Raw genomic sequence first — 23,766 nt, forward strand, 5'->3', positions numbered from 1 at the left:
TCCGAACGATGAAAGCCGATCTGCCAGCAGACGACGATCGGCCCCTCGACTTCGCTGGCGTTCTCAAGACGCTGTGTCTGCTCCAGGGCGAGACGGTGCTTGTGAGCGCCGGCGATTTTCGAGGTCACACGCGTCTCACGAGCGTTGGCACGATCACGCCACTCGCTCTCCCGCACGCCAGCGGATTTCGAGTCGGTTCAGAGACCACGCTCACGCTGGACGCCGCCGACTTCGAAGCTGCGCAACTCAAGACATTCGATGGCACGGATTTCTTCCTCTTGAAAGTGCAGTTGCGCGGCGGATTACTGCTGATCGGCGATCCGGACCTTCTCGCGACCGACTATGAGGAACAGCCGCCTAATTCGGGGGCTTGAGCCCGGCGACCAATTCGCCTGGATCGACGCCGAGGCCGGCGGCGACCTTGAGCAGGTTGTGGAGGCTGACGTTGCGCCGGCCGCGTTCCAGCTGACCCACGAAGGTCCAGTGGACGCCGCTGCGATCGGCCAAGTTCGTTCTGGCTGATGATGAGTACCGGGTGCAGTTCTGGCCGCGGACTGAGAGCGGCGGTGTGCTCGCGTTGCCGTTGCTTTCGCTCCGGTTGGAGGCGCCCACGTCCATGGCCGACTCTGCATTCGTCGCACAGCGGAGATCCTCCCCCTGGCGGTGTCCTCGACGGTAAGTGACGACATGATCGGGACCGCGTGGGTGGCGGCGCTTTGCGCCTACACCCAGTACATGACGAGCGCTGGCGCCAACACCGGTGACCGCGTGGAAATGCCGGAACATGAGAGCCTGCTCCAGTCGCAGCGAAGCGGAAGCAACGCGCGCGTCGGCGCGCACATGCGACGACTGCAGCCCGGCAGAAGGCCAGCCCGGAGGCACAGCAGAAGGCCGCCCGCCTTCACGTCACGCTCCCAGAAGGTCGTACCTGGGTTCCCGAGCACGATCGCGGTGCGTCCAGCGACGAGCGGCTCATCGTCGCGCACTGGAAGCACGCCGTACCACTGGCACGGCTCTCAGAGCGCCAGGAGCGCGCTGCGTAGCTCCGCGCTGAACGCCTGACAGCGCCGAGGGCTGGGGTGTCGAGTTTGGCCCGCAGCGCCTCCCGGCGCGGGCGCTACTGGCGGGCGTTGAGCTTGGCTCGCAGTGCCTCCCGGCGCTTCTCCGAGAAGTGGGGCGGTAGACGGCGTTCGTGACGTTGGTGTTCTTGTGCCGTAGGAGGTCGCGCGCTTCTTCCGCGTCCTCGCAGTTCATCGCCGCGCCGTGGCGCAGCGAGTGGAAGTGCGGGAGGTTGAGCTCCCGGCGGGGCGTCCCGTTCAGCACGTAGGCGCCCTCGGCGTCCACGACCAGCTCATCGCCGTCGTGCTCGAACAGCTCCGGGAACGTCGGCCTCCCGTCCGGCTTTCGGGCCTCTTCCTGGGCGCGGTACAGCGCCCGTAGGACATTGCGTTGGTGGAGCGGCCCGCCATGGTCGGTGCAGAGCACGTAGTCCTTGGGGCGGGTGTGCTCGCTGGCGGCCTTGTGCTTGCGCAGCAGGATCACAGCGGCCCGCGACAGCGGGACGCGGGACTTGCTCTCTTCGGTCTTGAGGCGCACGCGCTCGCCGTCGCGGTCCACCTGGAACTTGAAGTCGGCCGCGGCCGTGTCCAAGTGCTCCCGCGCGGTTTCAGAGCTCGCCGAACGAGCGGTGCCCAGTCTCAGGTCGGCGTCCTGGAGGTGTATCGCTTCCAAATTGCTTCCAAACCGCCGGTCCCGAGCGACCGAGGTTGCGGCCCGAAACGACGAAAGCCCCGCGGTTGCGGGGCTTCCGGACCATGGGCGCGGCGGGTTTCGAACCTGCGACCTCTCGCGTGTGAAGCGAGCGCTCTCCCACTGAGCTACGCGCCCGAGGCGGCGGATTCTAGCGGGAGGGCGGTTCGGGTAGGCCTGTCCTATCGTGACGCAGATGTCCGGGAAGCCCCAGTTCGAGAAGGAAGCCGACGAGGACGGACGGTTCGTCCGCCAGGAGTCGCGCTTCCGCGAGCTGGTCATGGAGCGGCCGGAGGCCGGGCGATACCACCTGTACGTGTCGCTCGCGTGCCCGTGGGCGTCGCGCACGGCGATCGTGCGGCAGATCATGGGCCTCGAGGAGCTCCTCCCGATGACGGTCGTCGACCCGATCCGCGACGACAAGGGCTGGCGCTTCACCGACGAGGAGCCGGACCCCGTCAACGGGTTCGCCTACCTCAAGGAGGCGTACCTCCTCACCGACCCGTCGTTCGACGACCGCGTCACGGTCCCGGTCCTGTTCGACATCCAGAACAACCGGATCGTCAACAACGAGTCGGCCGAGATCATCCGGATGCTCAACGCCTGGGCGCCGAACTGCCACGACCTCTACCCGCCGGATCTGCGCACCGCGATCGACGAGGTCAACGACCGCGTCTACAACTCGGTCAACAACGGCGTGTACCGCGCAGGCTTCGCGACTTCTCAGCATGCCTACGAGGAGGCGTTCGACGAGCTCTTCCAGACGCTCGACTGGCTCGACGACCGCCTCGCGACCAACCGCTACCTGCTCGGCGACGAGATCACCGAGGCGGACTGGCGCCTGTTCGTGACGCTCGTGCGCTTCGACGCCGTCTACGTCGGCCACTTCAAGTGCAACCGGCGCCGGATCGCCGACTACGACCACCTCTCCGGCTACCTGCGCGACCTCTACCAGGAGCCGGGCATCGCCGACACGGTCGACTTCGACCACATCAAGCGCCACTACTACATGACGCACCCGGAGCTGAACCCGACGCGGATCGTCCCGAAGGGGCCGGAGTTGGACCTCTGGGCCTCGCACGACCGGGACCGCCTCGAGCTGCGCCGCGGCACCGCCGCGTAGTCGCCGCGCGCGAACGCGCCCCAAAAACCCCTCCAAACGGTGGGTCTGTGACGGGCGCGACACTAAATGACGCCCCCGTCAGGAATACTCCGGTGCATGTCCGCTGCATCGACCACCCCGCCGGCCGTCGCGACGACCACCGCGCCCGGCGGCAACGTCTACGTCGGCCCCTCGTTGGCCTCGTCGCTCTTCCGCTTCGCCGCCGCACTGGCGACCGCGCAGCCGGAGCCCGCCCCGCAGCGGTAGAATCCGTCGCGGACCGTGCTAGGCGGGGAGGTAGCGGTGCCCTATCGCTCGCAATCCGCTCTAGCGAGGCCGAATCCCCGATCGAGGGGTGTGGTCAACGGGGCTGCGCGCCGTGGTGGCGTTGAAGGCCCGGGTCCCGCGCGGCGTCGGCTCGTGAACCAGGTCAGGTCCGGAAGGAAGCAGCCTTAAGCGATCACCGGCGGGCGCAGCGGGAGCTCCCGAGCCGGAGCCACCCTCCGGCGTGGCGCCCGGGGACCGCATTTCGATTTCGGGTGCACGGTCCACTGAACTGCAGAAGGCCCCGCCACTGGCGGGGCCTTCTCTGCGTTCCGGGGGAGGGGAGAGGAGCTACGCGGCTTCGACCAGCGCGGTGGCCGGAGCCTCGGCGCCCTCGGTCTCGTCCGCGCGCCGCAGGCGCGGGATCAGCAGCGCGATCAGCGCGCCGGCGCCCAGGACGGCTGCGCCGATCGGCAGCGCCGCCGTCATGCCGTCCACGAAGGACTGCGGGGAGCTGTAGCCGCCGTTGGCGTTGAACACGCTCGCCAGGACCGCGACGCCGAGGACGCCGCCGAGCTCGCGGATCGCGTTGGTCGCGCCGCTCGCCTGGCCGGCCTCCTCCGGCCGGACCGACCCGAGCACCGAGTTCGCCGCCGGCGCGAAGACCAGCGCCATGCCCGTCCCGGCCAGCACGAACGGGACCAGGACCGCGCTGTAGGCGACCGTCGGCGTGACCACCGCGGCCAGCCAGGCGATCGCGATCGCCTGCAGCGCCAGGCCGGACGCCATCAGCGGCCGCGCGCCGATCCGGTCGGACAAGATGCCCGCGACCGGCGCCACGAACATCGGCATGATCGTCCACGGCAGCACCCGCAGCCCGGACTGCAGCGGCGACAGCCCCTGCGTCGTCTGGAAGAACTGCGAGAGCAGGAAGATCGAGCCGAACACGCCGAAGAACATCGCCAGCGACGTCGCGTTGGTGGCGGTGAAGGCGCGGCTCTTGAAGAACCGCAGCGGCAGCATCGGCGCCGGGGCGCGGTGCTCCCAGACCACGAAGGCCACCAACAACGCGGCACCCGCGGCCAGCGCGCCGAGGATCGAGGCGCTCGTCCAGCCCAGCGCCTCGCCGCGCACGATCCCGAACACGATGCCCAGCAGGCCGAGCCCGGCGAGCCCGATGCCCGGCAGGTCGAGCTTGTCAGCGGGGCCGTGCGACTCGGTCAGGAAGCGGCGCGACAGCGGCACGAGGCCGATCCCGATCGGGACGTTCAGCCAGAAGATCCAGTGCCACGAGATCCCGTCGACGACCGCGCCGCCGACGACCGGGCCGAGCGCGACGCCGAGGCCGGAGATCCCGGACCACGCGCCGATCGCCAGCCCGCGCCTCTCGACCGGGATCGCCTCGGACAGCAGCGTCAGCGTGAGCGGCAGGACCATCGCCGCGCCCACGCCCTGGATCGCACGCGCGGCGACCAGCGCATCGGCGGACGGCGCGAGTGCCGCTGCCGCGCTCGCCAGCGTGAACAGCCCGATGCCGATCCCGAACATGCGCTTGCGGCCGAAGCGGTCGCCGAGGGCAGCACCGGTCAGCAACAGGACGGCGAACGCCAAGGTGTAGGCGTTGACCGTCCACTCCAGCGACTCCAGCGACGCGCCGAGGTCGACGCGGATCGTCGGCAGCGCGGTGCTGACGACGAGGTTGTCGAGCGTGACCATGAACAGGGCCACGCTGACGATCACGAACGTCCAGCCGGCACGCGGCTTCGTGGACGCGGATGGGGAGAGGGTCATCTCGTCAGTCCTCAAGAAAGAGTGAGCACTCACTCACTCGATGGGCAAAAAAGGGGGAGCACGGCATGGCCATCAGCAGACCCGCAGGACCTTGGCCCAGTCGCCGTGCTCGTCGGTGACGCCGATCGCCGCCATGACGTTCAGCAGCATGCCGGTGGCGAAGAACCGGTGGATCTCCTCCTCCGTCATGTCCGTCACGCGCTCCACGAGCGCGTACAGCTGCGCGAACCACTCGCGCGACGCCTCGGCGACCTCGGGCATCGAGGCGGCCGCGGCGTGCTGATGGACCTGCGTCATCAGCATCGTCCGGTCCTGCAGCAACACGCTGTAGGAGTTGGCCATCGCCTCGAACGGGTCGGTTCCCTCGGCATGGGCGCGCGCGGCCGCAGCCTCGAACGCCTCGTAGATCCGCTCGTTGGAGCGGCGCACCACGGCGACCACGAGGTCGCTCTTGGTCGGGAACAGGCGGAACAGGTACGCCTGCGAGATGCCGGCCGCCCTGGCGACCTCCGTCGTCGGGGTCCCGAGGAACCCGCGCTCGGCGAACACGGCCATCCCGGCCTCGAGCACGGCCTCGCGCCGCGCCTCGGCGGTCGAGAGGGTGCGCTTCGTGGAGGTGGTGGCCGTGGGCGTCATGCAGGTGTGAGTATGCACTCACTCACACTTGGTGTCAAGGGACGACGACGATGTCGGGGCCGATGTCCGGATGCAGCGCGCAGCGGTCGGTCGACGCCTCTGGGCCGAACAGGGTCCAGTACCGGCCCTCCAGCGCGGTGTAGCTCTCCGGCGCGGGCGGGAGGGCCTTGTCGACGTCGCTCTGGTCGAGGATGAATTGCTTCGCGATCGCGCGCGTCCGCGGCGCGAACCCCGGCAGCGTGTAGCGGCCGTCTTCCTGGGCGCTGCGGATCTGCGACGGGCGGCGGTCGGTCCAGAGGGCGAGCTGGGGCACGGCGCGCCGGTTGGGCACCGAGATCGCGCAATGCGCCGGTGGGAGGTGCGCGACGGCCATGTCGTGCAGCTCGTCCAGGATGTGCGTCTGGGCGATCAGCGCGTGGCGCGTGTTCCTCAGCCGCGTGAGCTGGGACGGGATGAACACCAACAACCCGACGACCGTCAGCGCGCCGAGCGCCATCCAGCGGTTGCGCCATGGGTCCTCGCGCGGCAGCTCGACCCACGCGCAGATCCCGGCGGCGGCGAAGATCGCCAGCAGCGTCGCGGGGAAGAGGAGGTAGCGCGTCAGGATCGACAGGCCCGCGGTCGCGAGCAGCGCGAAGGCGACGATCGCCAGGACGCCCGCCGCCGCGCCGGTCAGGATGCCGCGGGTCCGCAGCTTCCACAGCGACAGGACGCCGCCGACCGCCGCGCCGAACAGCACCGGCTCGCGCAGGATCTCGCCGAGCCGGCGCGGCGTCGCCGTCGGGACGTGCTGCAGGCCGGTGACGCGGCCGAGCGACTCGGCGGTCGAGCGCGTGCCGGTCAGCGAGTGCAGCGGGTCGCCGGTGATGACGAGGTCGCTCAACGCCCACAACAACGGCGCGCCGACGACCAAGGCAATGTGTAGGGGTCGCAAAACGCCCCCGCGCCACAGCCACCACGCGTAGACGACCGCGAACAGCCACGCCTCCGGGCGCAGCAGCCCCGCGAAGGCCAGCAGCACGAGCGGCACGGTCCCGGCCCGCGAGCGCTTCGTCTCCGCCAGCAACGCCCCCAACAACAGGCAGATGTAGGGGATGTCGACGTACGCGCGGACGCCGTAGGACAGCACCGGCTCGCGCGTCAACACCAACAACGCGGCGACCACGCCCGTCAGCGGCGTGAACCACGCCCGCCCCAGCGCGTAGACCAACCACCCCAACATGCCCAGCGCGAAGAACCCGAGCACGATGAGCAGGTCCTCGCCGAAGCGCGTCCCGAAGATCGAGCCAATGGCACCAACCAGCGTCGCCAGCGGGTGCGGCGTCGGCGCGAACGGCACGTCGTAGTCGGGCGTGCGCCCGTGGACGATGTCGTTGCCCCACAGCAGCGCGTACTCGCTGTCGTAGTTGACGAACCACGTCGGCGCGCACGCCAGCGCGATCAGCGCGCCGAGTGCCGCGGCGACCCCTACAGGAACGCCGAAGCGCTTCAGGACCCCAGCTCCGCCAGGCCCGTCAGCAGCTCGCGCGCGGACTTGTACCCCAACTCGAGACCGCGCAGCGAGAACGACTCGTCCGGTGCGTGGAACGGGTCGTCGGGCAGCACGAAGCCGGTGACGATCGTCGGGATCCCCTTCTCGGACAGGTCTGCGACGAACGGGATCGCGCCGCCGGAGCGCGTGAACGCCGGCGCGACGCCCGCGGCGCGCTCGATCGCGCGGCCCGCGATCTGCAGCACCGGCGAGTCGGCCGGGAAGTGCGCGGGCGGCGCGGTGTGCGCCGACACGACGGTCATCTCGGCGCCGGCCGGGAGCGCCTCGCGGATCAGCCGCTCCAGCTCGGCGCCGATCGCCACGACGTCCTGGCCGGGCGCGACGCGGATCGACACGGTCGCGCGCGCGACCGCCGGGATCACCGTGCGCGCGTCGCCCGCGACGATCTGGTCGACGTCGACCGCGGTGTCCGAGCCGTTGCGCTCGATGAACTCGTCGGCGGCGCCCGGGTAGGCGGGCCGCGCGCCCGCGGCGTCGAGCGACTCCTGGCCCGACGGCAGCTCGGCCCACGACGCGCGCTCCTCGTCGGTCGGCGGCGCGATCCCGGCGCGCAGCTCCTCGCGGACCCTGCCGTCCGGGCCCGGGATGACCGCGGCCAGCCCCTGGTGCAGCGCGTGCAGGGCGTTCAGCGCGCTGCCGCCGTACATCCCGGAGTGCAGGTCGCGGTCGGCCGCGCGGACGTCGAAGGTCACCAGGTGGACGCCGCGCAGGCCGACGGTGATCGCCGGCAGCTCGGGCGAGACCATCCCGGAGTCGTAGACGATCGCGGCATCGGCGCCGCGCGGGTCGTCCTTCAGCCACTGCGAGATCGACTCGCCGCCGGCCTCCTCCTCGCCCTCGACCGCGACGCGCACGTTGACCGGCAGCGCGCCCTCGGTCGCCAGGTCGCAGGCGGCGGCCAGCAGCGGCAGGAAGTTGCCCTTGTCGTCGGCGGCCCCGCGCGCGAAGACGCGGCCGTCGCGGACGACCGGCTCGAACGGCGGCGTCGTCCAGAGGTCGAGCGGCTCGGCGCCCTGGACGTCGTAGTGGCCGTAGATCAGGACGGTGGGGGCGGAGTCCGCGTCCTTCGACGCGCGCAGCTCGCCGATGACCAGCGGGTTGCCGCCCTCGCGGACCGTCAGCAGCTCGGCCTCGCCGCCCGCCGCGCGGACCTTGGCCGCCGCCCACTCCGCCGCCTTCTCGATCTCGGCCGGATCACCGCCGCCCGTGGAGATGCTGGGGATGCGCAGCCAGTGGAAGAGCTCGTCGAGAAGGGTGTCGGCCATGGCGCCACAGCCTATGGGGCCGCCGTCCGGGACCGCTCTACACTCACGTGTCCGTGTCTGCCGGACCTTCGCTCTACCGCCGCCATCGCCCGCGGACGTTCGCCGACGTCATCGGCCAGGAGCACGTCGTGCGCACGCTCCGCAACGCCGTCGAACGCGGCCAGGTGCACCACGCCTACCTGTTCGTCGGCTCGCGCGGGACGGGCAAGACGTCGATGGCCAAGATGCTCGCCGCGTGCCTGAACTGCGTCAACGGCCCGACCACCGAGCCGTGCGGCGTCTGCGAGTCGTGCGTGACGATCGCCAGCGCGACGTCGATGGACGTCATCGAGATGGACGCCGCGTCCAACAACTCGGTCGACGACATCCGCGAGCTGCGCGACTCGGTCCAGTACGCCCCGGTCAGCGGCCGGTACAAGGTGTACATCTTGGACGAGGCGCACATGCTGTCCAACGCGGCGTGGAACGCGTTCCTGAAGACGCTCGAGGAGCCGCCGCCGTCGACGGTCTTCGTCCTGGCGACGACCGAGGCCAACAAGGTGATGCCGACGGTCGTCGACCGCTGCCACCGCTTCGACTTCCGCCGGCCGACGGTCGAGCAGCTCGCGACGGTCGTCCAGCGCGTCGCGCAGAAGGAGACGATCACGATCGCGCCCGAGGCGGTCGCGCTGGTCGCCCGCAACGCGACGGGGTCCTACCGCGACGCGCTCGGCACGCTCGAGCAGCTCGTCACGTACAGCGGGTCGTCGATCGCGACCGAGGACGTCCTGGCCGTGCTCGGCGTCGCCGACGACGAGCTGCTGTTCGGCGCTTTGGATGCCGTCGGCGCGCGCGACGCGAAGACCGCGTGGCAGATCACCGCGCGCCTGGCGGAGTCCGGGCGCGACGCGGCGCAGTTCCTGCGCGACCTCGAGGCGCACACGCGCGACGTGCTGGTCGTCCAGACGCTCGGCGAGATCCCGCCGCAGCTGACGATGACCACCGAGCGCGACGCGCGGCTGGCCGACCAGGCGCGGCGGCTGACCGGCGCGGACTCGGTGCGCCTGCTCGACCTGCTCGCCGCCGGGATGCGGCTGGCGAAGGACGGCGCCGACGCCCAGACCCAGCTGGAGATCGCGCTCGTGAAGGCCGCGCAGCCGGAGGTCGACGCGACGACCCGCGCGCTGCTGGCGCGCCTGGAGCGGATGGAGGCCGCGCTGCGCGGCGGCGCGCCCGTCGCTCCGGCGCCCGCTGCTGTCGCGCCGCCGGCGCCGGCCGCGGCGACGCCTCCGCCGGCCGCCGCCGCTCCGCAGCCGCCCGCTCCGGCGCCCGCCGCCCCGGCTCCGCAGGCCGCCGCTCCGACACCTCCGCCGCCGCCCGCACCGGCGGCTGCGCAGCCGCCCGCTCCGACGCCGGAGCCCGAGCCCGTCGCTCCGCCCGCGCCCGTCGCGGTCGCCGAGCCGCTCGGCGCCCTCGACCTCGGGACGGTCCAGGAGCTCTGGCCCGCGGTCCTGCAGAGCGTCGAGGAGCAGAACCAGATGGTCGCGATGTCCCTCGCCAAGGGGCAGCTCGTGAGCGTCGTCGGCAAGGAGCTGACGATCGCGTTCACGCCCGACTGCGGCTTCCAGAAGAGGAAGGCCGAGGACCAGAACGGGCGCGAGCTGGTCATCACGGCGTTCCGCGAGCTGGCCGGCATGGCGCCGGTGCTGATCTTCGAGACGCGCGAGGCCGAGGAGCTCGGTGCCGAGCCCGAGGTCATCAGCGAGGATGACTTCATCGCCCGGTTGCGGGCAGAATTCGACGCCGTCGACCACGAGCCCGGTTCCGAGGGCCAGACCACCGAGCAGGAGCAGGCCTGATGCCGCAGCCCAACATCCAGAACATGCTGAAGCAGGCCCAGGAGGTCATGGCCGCCCAGCAGGAGGCGCAGGAAGCGCTCAAGGAGCAGAAGGTCGAGGCCTCCGCCGGCGGCGGCATGGTCAAGGTCGTCGTCTCCGGCGAGCTCAAGTTGGAGTCCTTGACGATCGACCCCGACGCGGTCGATCCCGAGGACGTCGAGATGCTGCAGGACCTGGTCCTGGCCGCGACCAACGAGGCGCTGCGCCAGGCCGTCGACCTGCAGGAGAAGGCGATGCAGGCCGCGTCCGGCCCCGGCGGCTTCGACCCGATGTCGGCGCTCGAGGGCCTCGGCCTGGGCGACGCGCTCGGCGGCCTCGGCGGTGGCGGCGGTGGCGGTGGCGGGCTTCCGGGTGGCGGCGCTCCCGGCGGCGGGATGAACCGCGCGGCCCGCCGGGCTGCCGCGAAGAAGAACCGCTAGGACTTGTTCGCTCCGCCCGTCCAACGCCTGGTCACCGAGCTGGGCAAGCTGCCCGGCATCGGCCAGCGCACGGCGCAGCGGCTCGCGTTCCACATCCTGCGGGTCGACCCGGAGGACGCCAACGCGCTCGCCGACGCGATCCGCGAGGTCAAGGAGAAGATCCGGCCCTGCGAGGTCTGCTTCAACCTGGCCGACGAGGCGCGCTGCCGGATCTGCCAGGACGAGCGGCGCGACACCGCGATCATCTGCGTGGTCGAGGAGCCGGGCGACATCGTCCCGATCGAGCGCACCCACGAGTTCCGCGGCCGCTACCACGTCCTCGGCGGCGCGCTGTCGCCGATCGACGGGGTCGACCCGGAGGACCTCAAGGTCGCCGAGCTGTACCGCCGCGTCGAGGGCGGCGAGGTCCGCGAGGTCGTCATCGCGACCAACCCGACGACGACCGGCGAGGCGACCGCGCACCACATCGCGGCCGCGCTGCGCGAGCGCACCCCCGACGTCGCGGTCACCCGCCTCGCCTCCGGCCTGCCGGTCGGCGGCGACCTCGAGTACGCCGACGAGGTCACGCTCGGCCGCGCGTTCGCCGGCCGACGCGAGATCGCGTAGAACGACCCTGAGCGGTCCTCACCGGCGCGCGCCCGCGTAGGGTCGAGCCATGGCTGAGACCACCGACGTCGCCTTCACGACCATCAACTCCAACATCAGCGACCGGTTCCAGTCGCTGCGGCGGGAGCTGGGGGTCGAGGCGTTCGGGATCAACGCGATCGCGCTCGCTCCGCGCCAGCGCGGCCGGATCCACGACCACGCCGAGCAGGAGGAGGTCTTCCTCGTGCTCGACGGCGAGCTGACGATCGCGATCGAGGGCGAGGAGAGCAGGGTCGCCAAGAACGGCCTCGTCCGCGTCCCGTCCGGCGTCCGCCGCCAGCTCATCAACCGCGGGCCGGCGAACCTCCTGATGGTCGCGCTCGGCGCGGCGGGCGCGCACGTCGGCCGCGACGCCAGCGCCTGGGAGTCCTGGGACGAGGACCGCGACGCGGGCCGCACGCCCCAGGAGGTCCCGCTGCCCGCCGACCTGCCGGTCTAGCGGGCGGCCGCGGGCGTCACTTCACGCCGTACTGCGCGCGCAGCGCGTCGACGCGCCGCAGCGCGTCGGCCACGCGCGCGGTCGACAGCTTGCCGTCGCGCATCGCCTTGGCGATCGCCCGGACCGCGTCGGCCTGGTCGGCCGCGTCGCCCGGGATCCACACGAGGTCGCAGCCGGCGCGGATCGCCTGGACGGCGAGCTGCGCCGGGGACGCGCCGCCCGACAGCGACGCCGCCTGCAGGTCGCCGGAGACGACGACGCCGCCGAACCTCAGCCTCTCGCGCAGCAGCCTGACCACGCCCGGCAGCAGCGTCGCGGGCGTCACGCCGTCCCACGCCACGTAGGTCGCCGACGACAGCTGGATCGCCGGCGCGTGGCCCGCGACCGCCGCGAACGGCTTGAGGTCGCGCGCCTCCAGCTCCGGCAGCGACAGGCCGACCGTCGCGGCCTCCAGCGCCGGGTCGCCCGACGCCGCGCCCTCGCCCGGGAAGTGCCCCGGGACCGGCGCGACCTCGCCGTCCTTCCAGCCCGACACCGCCGCGGCCGCGTCGGCGCCGACGGTCGCCGCGTCGTCGGCGTAGGCGACGCCCTCCCACGGCCCGCCCGCGAAGCCGATGTCGGCGTCCGGGCCCAGGACCATCCGGATCCCGAGCGGGTGCAGCGCCTTGGCCTCGGCCAGCGCGGCGGCGCGCGCGGCGCCCGCGCTGCGGGCGTCGGCCTGCGGCCTGCCCTCGACGGGGACCGCGTCGAGCTGGCCGCCGAGCTGCGAGGCGGCGATCAGCGGCGCCTGGTGCCCCGCGCCGGTCGCGGCGCCGCGCAGCGCGCCGGCGACGTCGGCGACCTGCTGGGGCGAGACGCCGTTGCCCGGCTCCAGCACGACGCCGCCCCACTCCTGCGCGGCGACGCGCCTGAGCAGGTCCGGCGACGCGGTCGGCCCGCCGAAGCCGATCAGCAGCAGCCGCGCCGCGGCGCGGGCGGCGGTCGTCGGCAGCCCGCCGGACGGGCGCGTGGTCGTCACGGAGGATGCGGGCGCCGTCGTGCTCGCCGGGACCGCCGTGCTTGCCGGTCCGGCAACGGTCGCGGTCGCCCTGCCGGAGGCCTTGTCCGACGTCCCGCAGCCGCTCAGGAGCACGGCGAGCAGCGCCGCCATGACGATCGTCAACGACCCGCCCGGGCCGATCCGGGTCGGTCTGGTCATGGCTTCACCCATCGACCATCTAGCATTGCGCGTCCATGCCGGGCACCGTCGTCATGAAGTTCGGAGGCACATCCGTCGCGGACGCCGCGCGCCTCAAGCGCGCTGCGCAGCGCATCGTCGCCAAGCGGGAGGAAGGTACCCGCGTCGTGGCGGTCTTGAGCGCGCGCGGCAAGGAGACCGATCGCCTCATCGCCGACGCGTTCGAGGTCAGTTCGACCCCCGACCCGCGTGAGATGGACATGCTCCTCTCGACGGGCGAGCGTGTGTCGTGCGCGCTGTGTGCCATGGCGATCAACGATCTCGGTCATCGTGCGATCTCCCTGACGGGATCGCAGGCGGGCATCGTCACAGATACGAGCCACACGAAGGCCCGCATCCTCGAAGTCCGCGCCGATCGCATCAGGGCCGCGCTCGACGAGGACAACATCGTCCTGGTCGCCGGCTTCCAGGGCGTCAGCACCGCCAAGGACGTCACGACGCTCGGCCGCGGCGGCTCCGACACGACCGCGGTCGCGCTGGCCGCCGCGATCGGCGCCGACGCCTGCGAGATCTACACCGACGTGCCCGGCGTCTTCACCAGCGACCCGCGGATCGTGCCCGACGCCCGCAAGCTCGACGTCGTCACCTTCGACGAGATGCTCGAGATGGCCGCCTCCGGCGCCGGCGTGCTGCAGCTGCGCTCCGTCGAGTACGCCCGCAACCACGGCGTGCGCATCCACTGCCGTTCCAGCTTCGACGACTCCGAGGGGACGTTCGTCGTCTCCGATGAAGAGGCCAAGGACAAGAACATGGAGAACCCCCTCATCACCGCCGTCACCCACTCGCGTGGCGAGGCGCGGGTGACGCTCATCGGCCTGCCCGACTCGCCCGGCATCGCGGGGCGCGTCACGACGGCGCTGGCCGACGCCAACGTCAACATCGACATGATCATCCAGAACGACCCGCGGTCGGCGGGCGCGAAGGCGGAGCTGTCGTTCACGGTCCCCAAGGAGGACGTGGACACGGCGCGGCGCGCGCTGGACCCGATCGCGAGCGAGCTGGGCATCGAGGTCCAGACCGACGACGGCATGGGCAAGGTCTCGATCGTCGGCGCCGGGATGAAGTCGCACCCGGGCGTCGCCGCGAAGGTGTTCAGCGTGCTGGGCGCCAACGGCATCAACATCGAGATGATCTCGACGTCGCCGATCCGCATCTCGTGCGTGATCCCCGTCGAGGAGGTCGAGCCGGCCGTCAAGGCGCTGCACACGGCGTTCGACCTGCAGGGGGCGGACACGATCCGCCCGGAGCAGCCGTTCGGAGAGTTCGCAAGCTGATGTCCTTGTATCGAGTTGCAGTGGTCGGTGCCACCGGCGCCGTCGGCACCCGCATGCGCAGCCTCCTGCGCGAGCGCAACTACCCGTTCTCCGAGCTGGTCCCGTTCGCCTCCGAGCGCAGCGCCGGCAAGGTCCTCGAGGACGGCCTGACCGTCGTCGGCCTCGCCGACGACGAGCGCCTCGACGGCTTCGACGTCGCGATCTTCAGCGCCGGCGGCGGCGTCTCGAAGGAGTGGGCGCCGAAGTTCGCCGCGCGCGGCGCGATCGTGGTCGACAACTCGTCGGCGTTCCGCATGGACCCCGACGTCCCGCTCGTCGTCTCCGAGGTCAACGGCGACGCGCTCGACCACATCAACAAGGGCATCGTCGCCAACCCGAACTGCACGACGATGGCGATCATGCCGCCGCTGCACGCGCTCCACGAGGAGTTCGGCCTGACCGGGCTCGTCGCGACGTCGTTCCAGGCCGCGGGCGGCGCCGGGCAGAAGGGCATGGACGAGCTGCTGGAGCAGGTCCCCGGCCTGCTCGCCGACCCGGACGCGCTCGCCGACCGCGGCGCCGAGGCGGCCGCGACCGTCGGCGCGACGCCGGTCTTCGGCAAGCCGCTGGCCTTCAACGTCGTGCCGCTGCTGGGCAAGGACACCGGCAACGGCTACACCGACGAGGAGATGAAGCTCCAGAACGAGTCGCGCAAGATCCTGGACATCCCGGGCCTCGCCGTCTCCCCGACCTGCGTGCGCGTGCCGGTCATGGTCGGCCACGCGATCGAGGTCAAGGCGACGTTCGAGCGCGAGCCGTCCGTCGCGCGCGCGCTGGAGGTCATGGGCGCCCACGCCGGCGTCGAGCTCGACGACGTCCCGACGCCGCTGGAGTGGGCCGGCAAGGACCCGGTCGCCGTCGGCCGCGTCCGCCAGGACCTCGCGGACCCGAAGTCGCTGAACCTCTTCGTCGTCGGCGACAACCTGCTCAAGGGCGCCGCGCTGAACACCGTCCAGATCGCCGAGCTCCTGCACGAGCGCGGCCTCCTGAAGACCCGCGCCGCAGCCTAGGCTGCGGCGCGCTCGTCGCGCGTGCGCTCCAGCTCGGTCACGACCGACTGGGCGATCGAGAGCAGCAGCGTGACGTCGTCGTCGCTCCACACGCGCGGCGCGTGGTCGATCGCGGCGATCGCGCCGAGCGCGTGGCCGTCGTCGGTGATCAGCGGCGCGCCGACGTAGGCGACGATCGCCAGCGGCGGCTCGGCCAGCGCGGCGAGCCGCTCGTCGGCGCGGGTGTCGCCGATCACCAGCGGCTGGCGCGCCTCGACGACGTCGCGGCAGATCGAGCGCTCGACGCCGAACGGCCCCGGGCGGGTCGCCACGCCCGCGCACGACAGCGGGTGCTGGAGCTCGTCGCCGATCAGCGAGATCATCGCGACCGGCGCGTCCAGCGACTGGCGCGCCAACTCGCCGAGGCGGTCGATCGCCGCGCGCTCGCGCGGGCCCAGCCCGTCGTGGGCGGCGCGGGCGGCGGCGACGCGCGCCGGGTCGCCGAGCGCGGCGGCGGCACGGCGCGCCGGCGCCCTGCGCGACGGGCGCGCGGCGAGGTCGTCGAGCGTCGCCAGCGTGATCTCGTCGCCGCGGCGCGCGGCCAGCGTCGCGACGCGCAGCAGCGCGGCGTCGCGCACGAACTGGGCGACCGAGACGCCCTCACGGGCGGCCTCGCGCTCGATCTCGGCCCAGAGGTCGCCGCCGAAGCGGACGGTGCTGGCGTGCATGCTCATCGTCACAGATGGTCGGCCGCGGTCGCGGATCCGCCACCGCTTCATGGACAGGTGTCCAGCTCTCACCACGTCCTCACCAGAACACGCGAAAAAGGACGCAGACGCACCACTTCCCCGCCTGACCCCTCTGGAGAGACTCCCCATGCCCCTGACCTTCCGCCGCACCGCCACCACCACCGAGCCCGCCCCGATCGCCGGCGTCGCCGAGCTGACCGCCGCGCTGCAGTCGCTGGACGCCAACTGCCTCGCCGGCCTGGTCGACGGCCTGCGCGCGATGGAGGACGGCGACCTCACCCGCGCCGCGGTCCCGGTCACCAAGCCGGTCGACGTCACCACGTTCGACCCGCAGGTCGTGGCGCTCGGCGAGCTGTTCAACGCGATGCTCGGCAAGGCCCAGGGCGCGCTCGAGGCCTACAACTCGATGCGCGAGGAGCTGCGCGCCGCGCTCGGCGACCGCTCGTCGCTGACCGACCTCCAGCAGCGCCTGGACTCGCTCAGCGATCGCTGCCTCACCGGCCTCGGCGCGGGCCTGGACGCGATGGCCCACGGCGACCTCACGGTCGACGTCGTCCCGGTCACGCAGCCGCTGGTCGCCGCCCACGGCGCCCAGGTCGGCGCGCTGGGCGAGCGGTTCAACATCATGTTGGGCCAGGCCCAGGCGGGACTCAACTCCTACAACAACACGCGCGAGCACCTCGCGGGCACGCTCGGCGAGATCGCCGCGACCTCCGCGGCCGTCGCCCGCGCGTCGCAGGAGATGACCGACACCGCCGAGCAGACCGCGCAGGCGATCGACGAGATCGCGCGCGCCTCGACCGAGGTCGCCGCCGGCGCCGAGCAGCAGGTCGCCGCGGTCATCGAGTCCCAGGACCTGGCGCGCGAGGCCTTCGGCGTCGCGGGCGGCACCGCGTCCGCGGTCGAGGACGGCGTCGCGATGGCCGCCCGGATCGCCGCGATCGCCGACCAGACCAACCTGTTGGCCTTGAACGCCGCGATCGAGGCGGCCCGCGCCGGCGAGGCCGGGCGCGGCTTCGCGGTCGTCGCCGACGAGGTCCGCAAGCTCGCCGAGTCCGCCTCGGCCGCGGTCAAGGAGACCGAGAAGGCCTTCGGCGGCGTCACGACGAGCGTCGACCAGGTCACGGCGGTGATCGCCAGGATGGCCGACGCGACCGACGAGGTCCGCCAGGTCGCCGAGTCGGCCTCGGCCGCGACCGAGCAGGTCTCCGCCTCGGCCGAGCAGTCCAGCGCCTCGACCGCGCAGGTGACCGCGGCGGCGAGCGCGCTGGCCGACCGGGCCCGCGCGCTCGACGCCTTGGTCGGTGCGTTCACCGTCTAGGGCAGGGCGACCAGGAACCCGGCCTTGCTGGCCGTCGTGGTCATCGTCGTGAAGTCGCAGTTGATGCGACCCTGGACCGTCGTGCTGGCGCCCGAGCCGCTGCCGGGCAGGAAGCCTGCGTGCCAGGTCGTGACCGTCCAGCGTGTCGGCACGTTGCTCGCCGCGGTGATCGAGAGGCCCGAGCCGCCGCTGGCCGAGATGATGCCGCTGTTGACCTGCGGGTTGGTGCCGCTCTCCTCCTCGGAGATCATGAACTCCACGTTGGTCGTGTCGGAGACGACGTGGAGGCTCGGGACGTTGCTCGCCGAGCAGCTCATGACCAGGTGCGCGGCCGAGCCGAGGCTGGCGAGCGTCGTGTCGCCCGTGCTGGTGGCGAGGTCGAGGTGGCCGATGCCCTGGGCGCCGGTGCCCTGGACGAAGCCGGAGCTGTCGATGCCGTCGAGCTTGTCGGCGTCGGCGGCCCTGTCGGCCCTGCCCAGGAACGCGGCGTTGGCCTCGTCCTTGGTGTAGCCGTTGGGCGTGCCCGCCGGGCCCTGCGGGCCGGCCGGCCCGGTGGCGCCCGTCGCGCCGGTCGCGCCCCTCGCGCCGGCGGCGCCGGCAGCGCCGGCCGCGCCCGCGGCGCCCCTGAGCTTGGCGCGCTCGGCGGCCTTGAAGTCGGCGAGCGTCAAGGACCCGTTCTTGACCTCGCGCGAGGTGACCGAGTTCTTGCCGAGCTTGGCGGCGACGGCGGTGACGCCGTCGGCGATCGCGTTGCCGCCGGTGGCGGCGATCAGTGCGATGACGGCGATCACGAGGGCCGGCGAAGGCCGGTGGAACCACTTGCGCATTCGGGTGCGTCTCCCTGTTGTACGTGTTGGACCTGGTGCTCCTGCGCAGGCCTCAACGGGCGGAGGACGTGCCGCTTACGCGACGAAGGTCCAGGATCAGCCGGGGACGTAGCGCGAGGCGATCACTCGGCGCGCGGTCGGGCTGCGCCTGACCCAGCTCAGGAACCGGCCCAGCGCGCCCCTCGGCGCGCCCTTTGTGACGATCGCGAGTGGGCGGCTCGCGGGGTAGCTGCCGTCGGCGATCGTCCTGCGCGTGCAGCCGACGCCCTCGTAGGCGATCACGTGCAGCGGGGCGGTCAGCGCGAGGTCGGCGTAGCCGAACGCGCCCGGCGTCTGCTCGATGTAGTCGCGTGCCTGGGTGCTGCTGATCAGCGTCACCGCCTGCCAGGCGACCGGCGTGGCGTCGTCGACGAACACGCTCTGGAAGACGCGGCCGCCGCCGACCGTCGGCGCGAGCGTGACCGGCGTGATCGCGTCGGTGCGCCGCGACCCGGCGAAGCCGGTCCAGTTGGTCACGCGCCCGGCGACGAGGTCCTGCAGCTGCGCGCGGGAGATCGACGCGATCGGGTTGGCGCGGTTGGTGGCCAGGCAGAGACCGCTGCGCGCCAGCCGCGTGAGGACCAGGCCGGGCGGGTCGCCGGGCGCCAGCGCGCGCGAGACCATCCCGCCGTCGGCGATCCCGCGCGCGGTGTCGGCCATCCCGGCGCTGGTGCCGCCCGCGGTCAGCGAGAAGCGCGGGGCGCCGGGGACGGCGTGGCGGTAGAAGTAGGCGAGGTCGGCGACGAGCGAGACGACGATGTCCTGCCCGTTCAAGGTGATGGTGTTGGTCTGCGCCGCGGCCACCGCGCCGCCGCCCGGCGCGGCGAGCAGCCCGGCGGTCAGCAGCAGCGCCAGCGCGCCGCTCGCGCGCTTCATGTCCCGACCGGGCTTCCGCGGCCGACGTCGCCCTTGCCCTTGCGCAGCCCGGCGACGGTGCTCTGCGCGGCGGTCACCGGGCGCCCGGCGCGGTTCAGCGCGGCGAGCTTGACGCGCTTCGACGTCCCGGCGAGCTTGACCGTGAACGGCGACGGGCGCGGCGCCAGGTCGGCGGTCCTGCCGCCGAGCGTGAGCCGGTAGCGGCGGATGCTCGTCGTCGAGCCGAGCACGGCCGCCTGGACCTGCGTGCGCCCGTTCTTGACGGTCGCCGACAGGATCTTCAGCCGCGGCGGCTGGGTCGTGTCGTAGCTGGCGCTGCTCGCGGCCACGACGGTCTGCAGCGCGTCGACGTAGCCCGCGGTGACCGGCAGGCCCGACCTCGTCGCGTTCTGCATCAACAACGCGCGCAGGTCCGGCGCGGTCAGCCTCGGGTTGACCGACGCGGCGAGCGCCGCGACGCCGCTGACCGCGGGCGCCGCCATCGACGTCCCGCTCATCAGCACCCAACCGCCGTCCTTGGCCGTCGACAGGATCTGGCCGCCCGGCGCCGCGACCTGGACGTCGAGCCTGCCGAAGTTCGAGAAGCCGCTGAGGTTCCTGCCCGCCTCCGGGTCGGTCGAGGCGACCGTGATCAGGTTCGGCTCGGCCAGCGACGCGGGGTAGCTCGGCTGCTGGTCGATGTCGCGGTCGCTGTTGCCGGCCGAGGTGACGACCAGCGCGCCGGCCGCGCCCGCCTCCTGGATCGCGGACTGCAGCGACGTGTCGAGGCGGTCGCCGCCCAAGGACAGGTTGATGATCCTGGCGCCGTTGGCCGCCGCGTAACGGACGCCCTCGGCGATCGCGCCGGTCGTGCCCGCGCCGCCGGAGTCGAGCACCTTGACGATCATCAGCTTGGCCTGCGGCGCGACGCCGACGACGCCCTTGCCGTTGGCCGCGGCGGCGACGATCCCGGCGACGTGCGTCCCGTGGCCGTTGCCGTCGGTGAGGTCCTGGCCCGACGTCCTCGACGTCAGGTCGATGCCGTGGACGTCGTCGATGTAGCCGTTGTGGTCGTCGTCGATCCCGTTGCCGGGGATCTCGTCGAAGTTGGTCCAGATGTTGGGCGCGAGGTCGGGGTGGTCGATCTTCGCCCCGGTGTCGACGATCGCGACCGTCACGCCGCGCCCGCGCGACAGCGCCCATGCGGCGGGCAGGTTGAGCATGCTGTCGGGGCCGACCGCCCACTGCTCGCTCTGGCGCGGGTCGCTGGACGCGGGGGCCTGCGCGGCGCTGGCACGCGCGGTCTGGGCGGGCGTGCCCCAGTATCTCCTGAGGTCCGACAGCTTCGAGACCCCGAGCGTCTTGGCGACGTCGCGCCTCATCGCGAAGCCGTTGCGGTCCTGGGCGGGGGAGAACGCCAGCGCCTGCGCGCCGATCCTCGCCAGCGCGCGGCCCAGGTCGCCGCCGCCGAGGTAGCCGCGCAGCGATCCTGAGTATCCGGGCCAGAGGTCGATCCTGCCGTTCCGCATCCCGTTGACGACCGCGGGGCGCAGGCCGCCGGCAGACCTGACCGTGACCCGGATCCCGGCGCCGCGCAGCGCCTCGGCGTACATGTAGGCCAACGTCTTGTTCTCGTCGAAGTCCTGGTAGGCGATCCGGACCGCCGGGCCCGCCACCCGGCGCCCCGTCCCGCCGAGCCCGTTGGTGTCGGCGAACTCGCCGCCGACGGCCTCCGGCAGGCGGCCGTCGAAGACCTCCTGGTTCAGCCCACGCAGCTCGAGCGTCGAGAGCAGCTTCGAGGCGTCGTCGAGCGCGCGCCGCAGGCGCCTGCCGTAGCGGCGCACGACGCTGGACCGGACCACCGGGACGACGTGGTCGGCGCTGATCATGTGGCGGTCGTCGGCCAGCTCGACGATGTCGGGCCGCGACAGCTGCGGGTTGGACGAGAACGCCAGCGCGACCTCGGCACGGCCGTCGTCCAGCGCCTGGAGGCCGGCGTCGGCGACCTTCAGGCTGACGAACTGCGGCGTCGGGTCCATCGCGTAGACGCGCTTGAAGCCCGGGATGCAGTTGACGTTCCTCGCGCAGTCGGCCGCGGCGGCGAGCCGGACCCTCGGCGGGACCTGCGCGCGCGCCGTGCCGGCGACCGCCAAGGCCATGAGGACCGCAAGGCAGGTGATCGTCCGGCGCATGCCCAGGATTCGAGCACCCCGGCGGCGGGCCGTCATCACCCGCCACGGGTGAGTAACGCAAACCGGCGCTCCGGGCGCCGGTGCATCAGGCGCCGCCTAGTGGTCGTCTTCGACCGGCGGGATCTGCCTACGCAGGCGCTCGCGCGCCGCGTCGAGATCCAGCGCCAGGGGCGACGCGGGCCGCTTGGCGGCCGTGGGCACGTCGGTGTGCAGCCAGGACGGCGTCTCGCCGTCGCCGACGACCGGGACGATCGTGGTCGGCGCGTCGGGGCGCACGCGGCGCCGGCGGCGGCGGGGCTGGGAGCCCTCGCCGGTCGCCGGCGCCTCGCGGCGGAACTTCGGGACCTTCAACGACCTCGTGCCCTGCTACGCCGGAGCGCCGACGCCGGCGATGACCGACGTCGTCCAGTCGACGACCGCGGTCGGCTTGACCACGTGGCGCTGCATGCCCAGCTCGTTGGGGTCCAGGCCGAGGGCCAGGCCGACGAGCTGCGGGAGGTGCAGCACCGGGAGGTTCAGCTCACGGCCGGCGGAGCGCTCGGCCAGCGGCTGCTGGAGATCCAGGTTGAGGTGGCACAGCGGGCAGGGCGTCACCAGGCAGTCGGCGTCGGCGTCGACCGCGTCGCCGATGTGGCGGGCGGCCTGCCTCAGCGAGACGTCCTTGTTCATGGTGATGATCGGGAAGCCGCAGCACTTGTGCGAGCCGGCGTAGTCGATCACGGTGCCGCCCAGCGCCTCGATGACGAGGCCCAGGTACGTGTCGCGCGGGTTCTCGTCGTCGATGCCCAGACGGTCGGTCGGGCGGACGATGTAGCAGCCGTAGAACGGGCCGACCTTGAGGTTGGTCAGCGGCCGCACGACGCGCTCGCGCAGCTTGTCCAGCCCGAGCTCCTCGACGAGCACCCACAAGAAGTTCTTGTTGGCGAGGCCCGCGCGGTACTCCAGGTTGTGCCTGGCCAGCGTCTGGTTGACGACGCCGCGGTACTCGGCCGAGGCGTCCAGGCGCTCCTGGCACTCGCCCTGCGCGCCCTGGCAGGTCGAGCAGATGTTCATCATCATCTCGGCGCCTTCGACCTGCTGGGCCAGGGCGAACGTGCGCGCGTTGAGCGTGTCCGCCAGCTCCTGGCTGTGCTCGGCGATGACGCCCGCGCCGGTGCAGCAGGCGCGGTCGAGCTCGACGAGCTCGATGTCGAGCTTCGGCGCGACCTTGGCCATGGCGCCGTGCAGCTCAGGGGTGAAGCCGCGGCTCACACAGCCGGGCCAGTAGGCGACCTTCATCAGGCGAACCTGATCCCGGATTCGTTGTGGTAGCTGTTCATCAGGCGTTGTCCTCCGCGTTCGCGTCGCCGGTGGCTTCGACGCGCTCCTCGGGACCGCCGTTGTTGTTCTCGTCGGTCCCCGAGATGTACAGGTTGAACTCGATCCGCTCGTCGCGGCCCTCGACCTCGGCGTAGATCTCCTTGACCTCGTCGAGCGCGTCCTTCGGGATCTTGTGCCCGAAGAGCGCCTTGCCCGGCGTCACCTTCCGGCGCAGGATCGCGCGGGTGATGACGGGCAGCGAGTCGAGCAGCTCCTGGCCCGCGGCCGGGTGGAACTTGCCGAACCACGAGTTGCCGCCGTAGGAGCGCGGCAGCATCTCGGCCTCGTGCAGCAGGCCGAAGTCGTGGATCAGGGTGACGATCGTCCGCTCGTGGCGATTGCCGTTGTTGCGGTCGTTGATGTGGTGATCGTCACCGGCGCGGCGGCGCAGGCGCATGATCTGGTTCATCGGGGCGACGCCCTTCGGGCACGCCTCGATGCACTTGAAGCAGTGGGTGCAGTCGTAGATGCCGTGCGGGTCCTCGGCGAGGTCCTTGAGGCGCTCGAACTGCTGGGCGTCACGCGGGTCGCCGACGAAGCGGTAGGCCTTCGCGAGGGCGGCCGGGCCGATGAACAGCGGGTCGACCTCCATCGCGAGGCAGTCCGACACGCAGGCGCCGCACTGGATGCAGGCCATCGTCTGCGTGATGTCCACCATCGACTCGCGGTCGACGATGTACTCGCGCTCGGGGATCGGCTCCTTGTTGATGAGCCACGGCGTGACGCGCTGGACCTTCTTCCAGTGGACGGCGTCCATGTCCACGATCAAGTCCTTGATGACGGGCATGTTGCCCATCGGCTCGATCTCGATGACGCCGTCCTTGGACGTGCGCTTGGCCTTGTCGAGGTGCGTGTGGCACGCGAGCCCCGGCTGGCCGTTGATCCGCACGCCGCAGGAGCCGCAGATCGCGGCCTTGCAGGAGCAGCGGATGCCGATCGAGCCGTCGAAGCGGCCCTTGGCCTGGAGGATGCCCTCGAGCACGGAGCGGTGGGGCTCCAGCTCGATGGTGTGCTCGACCCAGTACGGCGCGTCGCCGGTCTCCGGGTCGTAGCGGCGGATCCGCAGCGTGAACGGCTCGGAGTGGTCCGAGTGCTCGGGCTTGCTCTGGATGTCTTCGGTGGGGCTGAGGGGTTCAGCGGCCATGG

The 23,766-nt window shown here is 72.1% G+C and carries 24 protein-coding genes, 1 tRNA gene and 1 other RNA gene; 11 read left to right on the plus strand and 15 right to left on the minus strand.

Annotated elements, in window-relative coordinates; all coding sequences use genetic code 11:
* The first annotated feature begins 8 nt into the window (after window positions 1-8).
* On the plus strand, window positions 9-374 hold the full coding sequence (locus H030_RS0123130) for a hypothetical protein (RefSeq protein WP_027007874.1): 366 nt from the start codon (window positions 9-11) through the stop codon (window positions 372-374).
* Here the strand turns inward: H030_RS0123130 and H030_RS40290 are convergent.
* From H030_RS40290 to H030_RS0123145, 3 genes are all read right to left on the minus strand, one after another.
* Window positions 358-612 carry a helix-turn-helix domain-containing protein gene (locus H030_RS40290; protein WP_231398521.1) on the minus strand — a complete coding sequence of 85 codons (255 nt, stop codon included), beginning with the start codon at window positions 610-612 and terminating at the stop codon, window positions 358-360. The genes H030_RS0123130 and H030_RS40290 overlap by 17 nt on opposite strands.
* A 360-nt stretch (window positions 613-972) precedes the next feature.
* Entirely contained in the window at window positions 973-1,731 is a 759-nt protein-coding gene (locus H030_RS0123140) for a site-specific integrase (protein ID WP_027007876.1), read from the minus strand.
* Between the two features lie 84 nt (window positions 1,732-1,815).
* A tRNA-Val gene (locus tag H030_RS0123145) sits at window positions 1,816-1,887 on the minus strand.
* A 58-nt stretch (window positions 1,888-1,945) separates the two neighbouring features.
* Between H030_RS0123145 and H030_RS0123150 the strand changes: the two genes are divergently transcribed.
* The 3 genes from H030_RS0123150 (at window position 1,946) to ffs (ending at window position 3,398) form a co-directional block, all read left to right on the plus strand.
* Window positions 1,946-2,872 (plus strand): glutathione S-transferase family protein, encoded by a 927-nt coding sequence (locus tag H030_RS0123150; RefSeq protein WP_027007877.1) that lies wholly within the window; start codon window positions 1,946-1,948, stop codon window positions 2,870-2,872.
* A gap of 96 nt (window positions 2,873-2,968) precedes the next feature.
* Entirely contained in the window at window positions 2,969-3,118 is a 150-nt protein-coding gene (locus H030_RS39340) for a hypothetical protein (RefSeq protein ID WP_155892233.1), read from the plus strand.
* A gap of 13 nt (window positions 3,119-3,131) precedes the next feature.
* Window positions 3,132-3,398: signal recognition particle sRNA large type (gene ffs / locus H030_RS38610), an RNA gene on the plus strand.
* Window positions 3,399-3,466: 68 nt separating this feature from the next.
* Here the strand turns inward: ffs and H030_RS0123160 are convergent.
* From H030_RS0123160 to H030_RS0123175, 4 genes are all read right to left on the minus strand, one after another.
* Window positions 3,467-4,906, minus strand: coding sequence for an MFS transporter (locus H030_RS0123160; RefSeq protein WP_027007878.1), 1,440 nt, complete (start codon window positions 4,904-4,906; stop codon window positions 3,467-3,469).
* A 72-nt stretch (window positions 4,907-4,978) separates the two neighbouring features.
* Window positions 4,979-5,542, minus strand: coding sequence for a TetR/AcrR family transcriptional regulator (locus tag H030_RS0123165; RefSeq protein WP_027007879.1), 564 nt, complete (start codon window positions 5,540-5,542; stop codon window positions 4,979-4,981).
* Window positions 5,543-5,576: 34 nt separating this feature from the next.
* Entirely contained in the window at window positions 5,577-6,881 is a 1,305-nt protein-coding gene (locus H030_RS0123170) for a hypothetical protein (protein WP_027007880.1), read from the minus strand.
* Between the two features lie 149 nt (window positions 6,882-7,030).
* Window positions 7,031-8,359 (minus strand): M20/M25/M40 family metallo-hydrolase, encoded by a 1,329-nt coding sequence (locus tag H030_RS0123175; RefSeq protein WP_027007881.1) that lies wholly within the window; start codon window positions 8,357-8,359, stop codon window positions 7,031-7,033.
* Between the two features lie 53 nt (window positions 8,360-8,412).
* Between H030_RS0123175 and dnaX the strand changes: the two genes are divergently transcribed.
* The 4 genes from dnaX to H030_RS0123195 are packed head-to-tail and all read left to right on the plus strand — an operon-like array spanning window position 8,413 to window position 11,739.
* Entirely contained in the window at window positions 8,413-10,197 is a 1,785-nt protein-coding gene (dnaX, locus tag H030_RS34570) for a DNA polymerase III subunit gamma/tau (protein WP_196809245.1), read from the plus strand.
* The gene (locus H030_RS40520; RefSeq protein WP_081691077.1) at window positions 10,197-10,655 is read left to right on the plus strand and encodes a YbaB/EbfC family nucleoid-associated protein; all 459 of its coding nucleotides are present in this window, start codon (window positions 10,197-10,199) and stop codon (window positions 10,653-10,655) included. The genes dnaX and H030_RS40520 overlap by 1 nt, the downstream gene beginning before the upstream one ends.
* Before the next feature lie 3 nt (window positions 10,656-10,658).
* Complete coding sequence (gene recR, locus H030_RS0123190; protein ID WP_027007882.1) at window positions 10,659-11,261, plus strand: recombination mediator RecR; 603 nt, start codon at window positions 10,659-10,661, stop codon at window positions 11,259-11,261.
* Window positions 11,262-11,310: 49 nt separating this feature from the next.
* A complete protein-coding gene (locus H030_RS0123195; protein ID WP_035129333.1) occupies window positions 11,311-11,739 on the plus strand; it encodes a cupin domain-containing protein in 429 nt (142 codons plus the stop codon).
* 16 nt (window positions 11,740-11,755) lie between these two features.
* Here the strand turns inward: H030_RS0123195 and H030_RS0123200 are convergent, their stop codons facing one another.
* Window positions 11,756-12,937 (minus strand): glycoside hydrolase family 3 N-terminal domain-containing protein, encoded by a 1,182-nt coding sequence (locus tag H030_RS0123200; RefSeq protein WP_027007884.1) that lies wholly within the window; start codon window positions 12,935-12,937, stop codon window positions 11,756-11,758.
* A 35-nt stretch (window positions 12,938-12,972) separates the two neighbouring features.
* On the opposite strand from H030_RS0123200, the gene H030_RS34580 reads away from it, so the two are divergent.
* Together H030_RS34580 and H030_RS34585 are read left to right on the plus strand one after the other, a co-directional pair.
* Window positions 12,973-14,250, plus strand: a complete 1,278-nt coding sequence (locus H030_RS34580; protein ID WP_035129334.1) for an aspartate kinase — start codon at window positions 12,973-12,975, stop codon at window positions 14,248-14,250.
* A complete protein-coding gene (locus tag H030_RS34585; RefSeq protein ID WP_035129335.1) occupies window positions 14,250-15,299 on the plus strand; it encodes an aspartate-semialdehyde dehydrogenase in 1,050 nt (349 codons plus the stop codon). Before H030_RS34580 ends, H030_RS34585 begins: the two co-directional genes overlap by 1 nt.
* On the opposite strand, the gene H030_RS0123215 is transcribed toward H030_RS34585, so the two are convergent.
* Window positions 15,296-16,012 carry a GAF domain-containing protein gene (locus H030_RS0123215; RefSeq protein ID WP_027007885.1) on the minus strand — a complete coding sequence of 239 codons (717 nt, stop codon included), beginning with the start codon at window positions 16,010-16,012 and terminating at the stop codon, window positions 15,296-15,298. The two genes, H030_RS34585 and H030_RS0123215, sit on opposite strands and share 4 nt — an antisense overlap.
* A gap of 142 nt (window positions 16,013-16,154) precedes the next feature.
* Here H030_RS0123215 and H030_RS0123220 point away from each other — a divergent pair, with 142 nt between their 5' ends.
* A complete protein-coding gene (locus tag H030_RS0123220; protein ID WP_027007886.1) occupies window positions 16,155-17,348 on the plus strand; it encodes a methyl-accepting chemotaxis protein in 1,194 nt (397 codons plus the stop codon).
* Here H030_RS0123220 and H030_RS39345 read toward each other — a convergent pair.
* The 6 genes from H030_RS39345 to H030_RS0123250 all read right to left on the minus strand — a co-directional run bounded on the left by H030_RS39345 (window position 17,345) and on the right by H030_RS0123250 (window position 23,764).
* Complete coding sequence (locus H030_RS39345; protein WP_196809246.1) at window positions 17,345-18,139, minus strand: hypothetical protein; 795 nt, start codon at window positions 18,137-18,139, stop codon at window positions 17,345-17,347. The two genes, H030_RS0123220 and H030_RS39345, sit on opposite strands and share 4 nt — an antisense overlap.
* A gap of 132 nt (window positions 18,140-18,271) precedes the next feature.
* Window positions 18,272-19,090: a substrate-binding domain-containing protein gene (locus H030_RS0123230; protein WP_027007888.1), complete on the minus strand. Its 819-nt coding sequence runs from the start codon at window positions 19,088-19,090 to the stop codon at window positions 18,272-18,274.
* Window positions 19,087-21,261 (minus strand): S8 family serine peptidase, encoded by a 2,175-nt coding sequence (locus H030_RS37770; protein WP_196809247.1) that lies wholly within the window; start codon window positions 21,259-21,261, stop codon window positions 19,087-19,089. The genes H030_RS0123230 and H030_RS37770 overlap by 4 nt, the downstream gene beginning before the upstream one ends.
* A gap of 96 nt (window positions 21,262-21,357) precedes the next feature.
* Window positions 21,358-21,612: a hypothetical protein gene (locus H030_RS0123240; protein ID WP_027007889.1), complete on the minus strand. Its 255-nt coding sequence runs from the start codon at window positions 21,610-21,612 to the stop codon at window positions 21,358-21,360.
* A 15-nt stretch (window positions 21,613-21,627) separates the two neighbouring features.
* Window positions 21,628-22,539: a CoB--CoM heterodisulfide reductase iron-sulfur subunit B family protein gene (locus tag H030_RS0123245; protein ID WP_027007890.1), complete on the minus strand. Its 912-nt coding sequence runs from the start codon at window positions 22,537-22,539 to the stop codon at window positions 21,628-21,630.
* 40 nt (window positions 22,540-22,579) lie between these two features.
* Window positions 22,580-23,764 (minus strand): succinate dehydrogenase/fumarate reductase iron-sulfur subunit, encoded by a 1,185-nt coding sequence (locus H030_RS0123250; RefSeq protein ID WP_081691082.1) that lies wholly within the window; start codon window positions 23,762-23,764, stop codon window positions 22,580-22,582.
* Window positions 23,765-23,766 lie beyond the last annotated feature (2 nt).

The organism is Conexibacter woesei Iso977N (assembly GCF_000424625.1).
Taxonomy (GTDB): domain Bacteria; phylum Actinomycetota; class Thermoleophilia; order Solirubrobacterales; family Solirubrobacteraceae; genus Baekduia; species Baekduia woesei_A.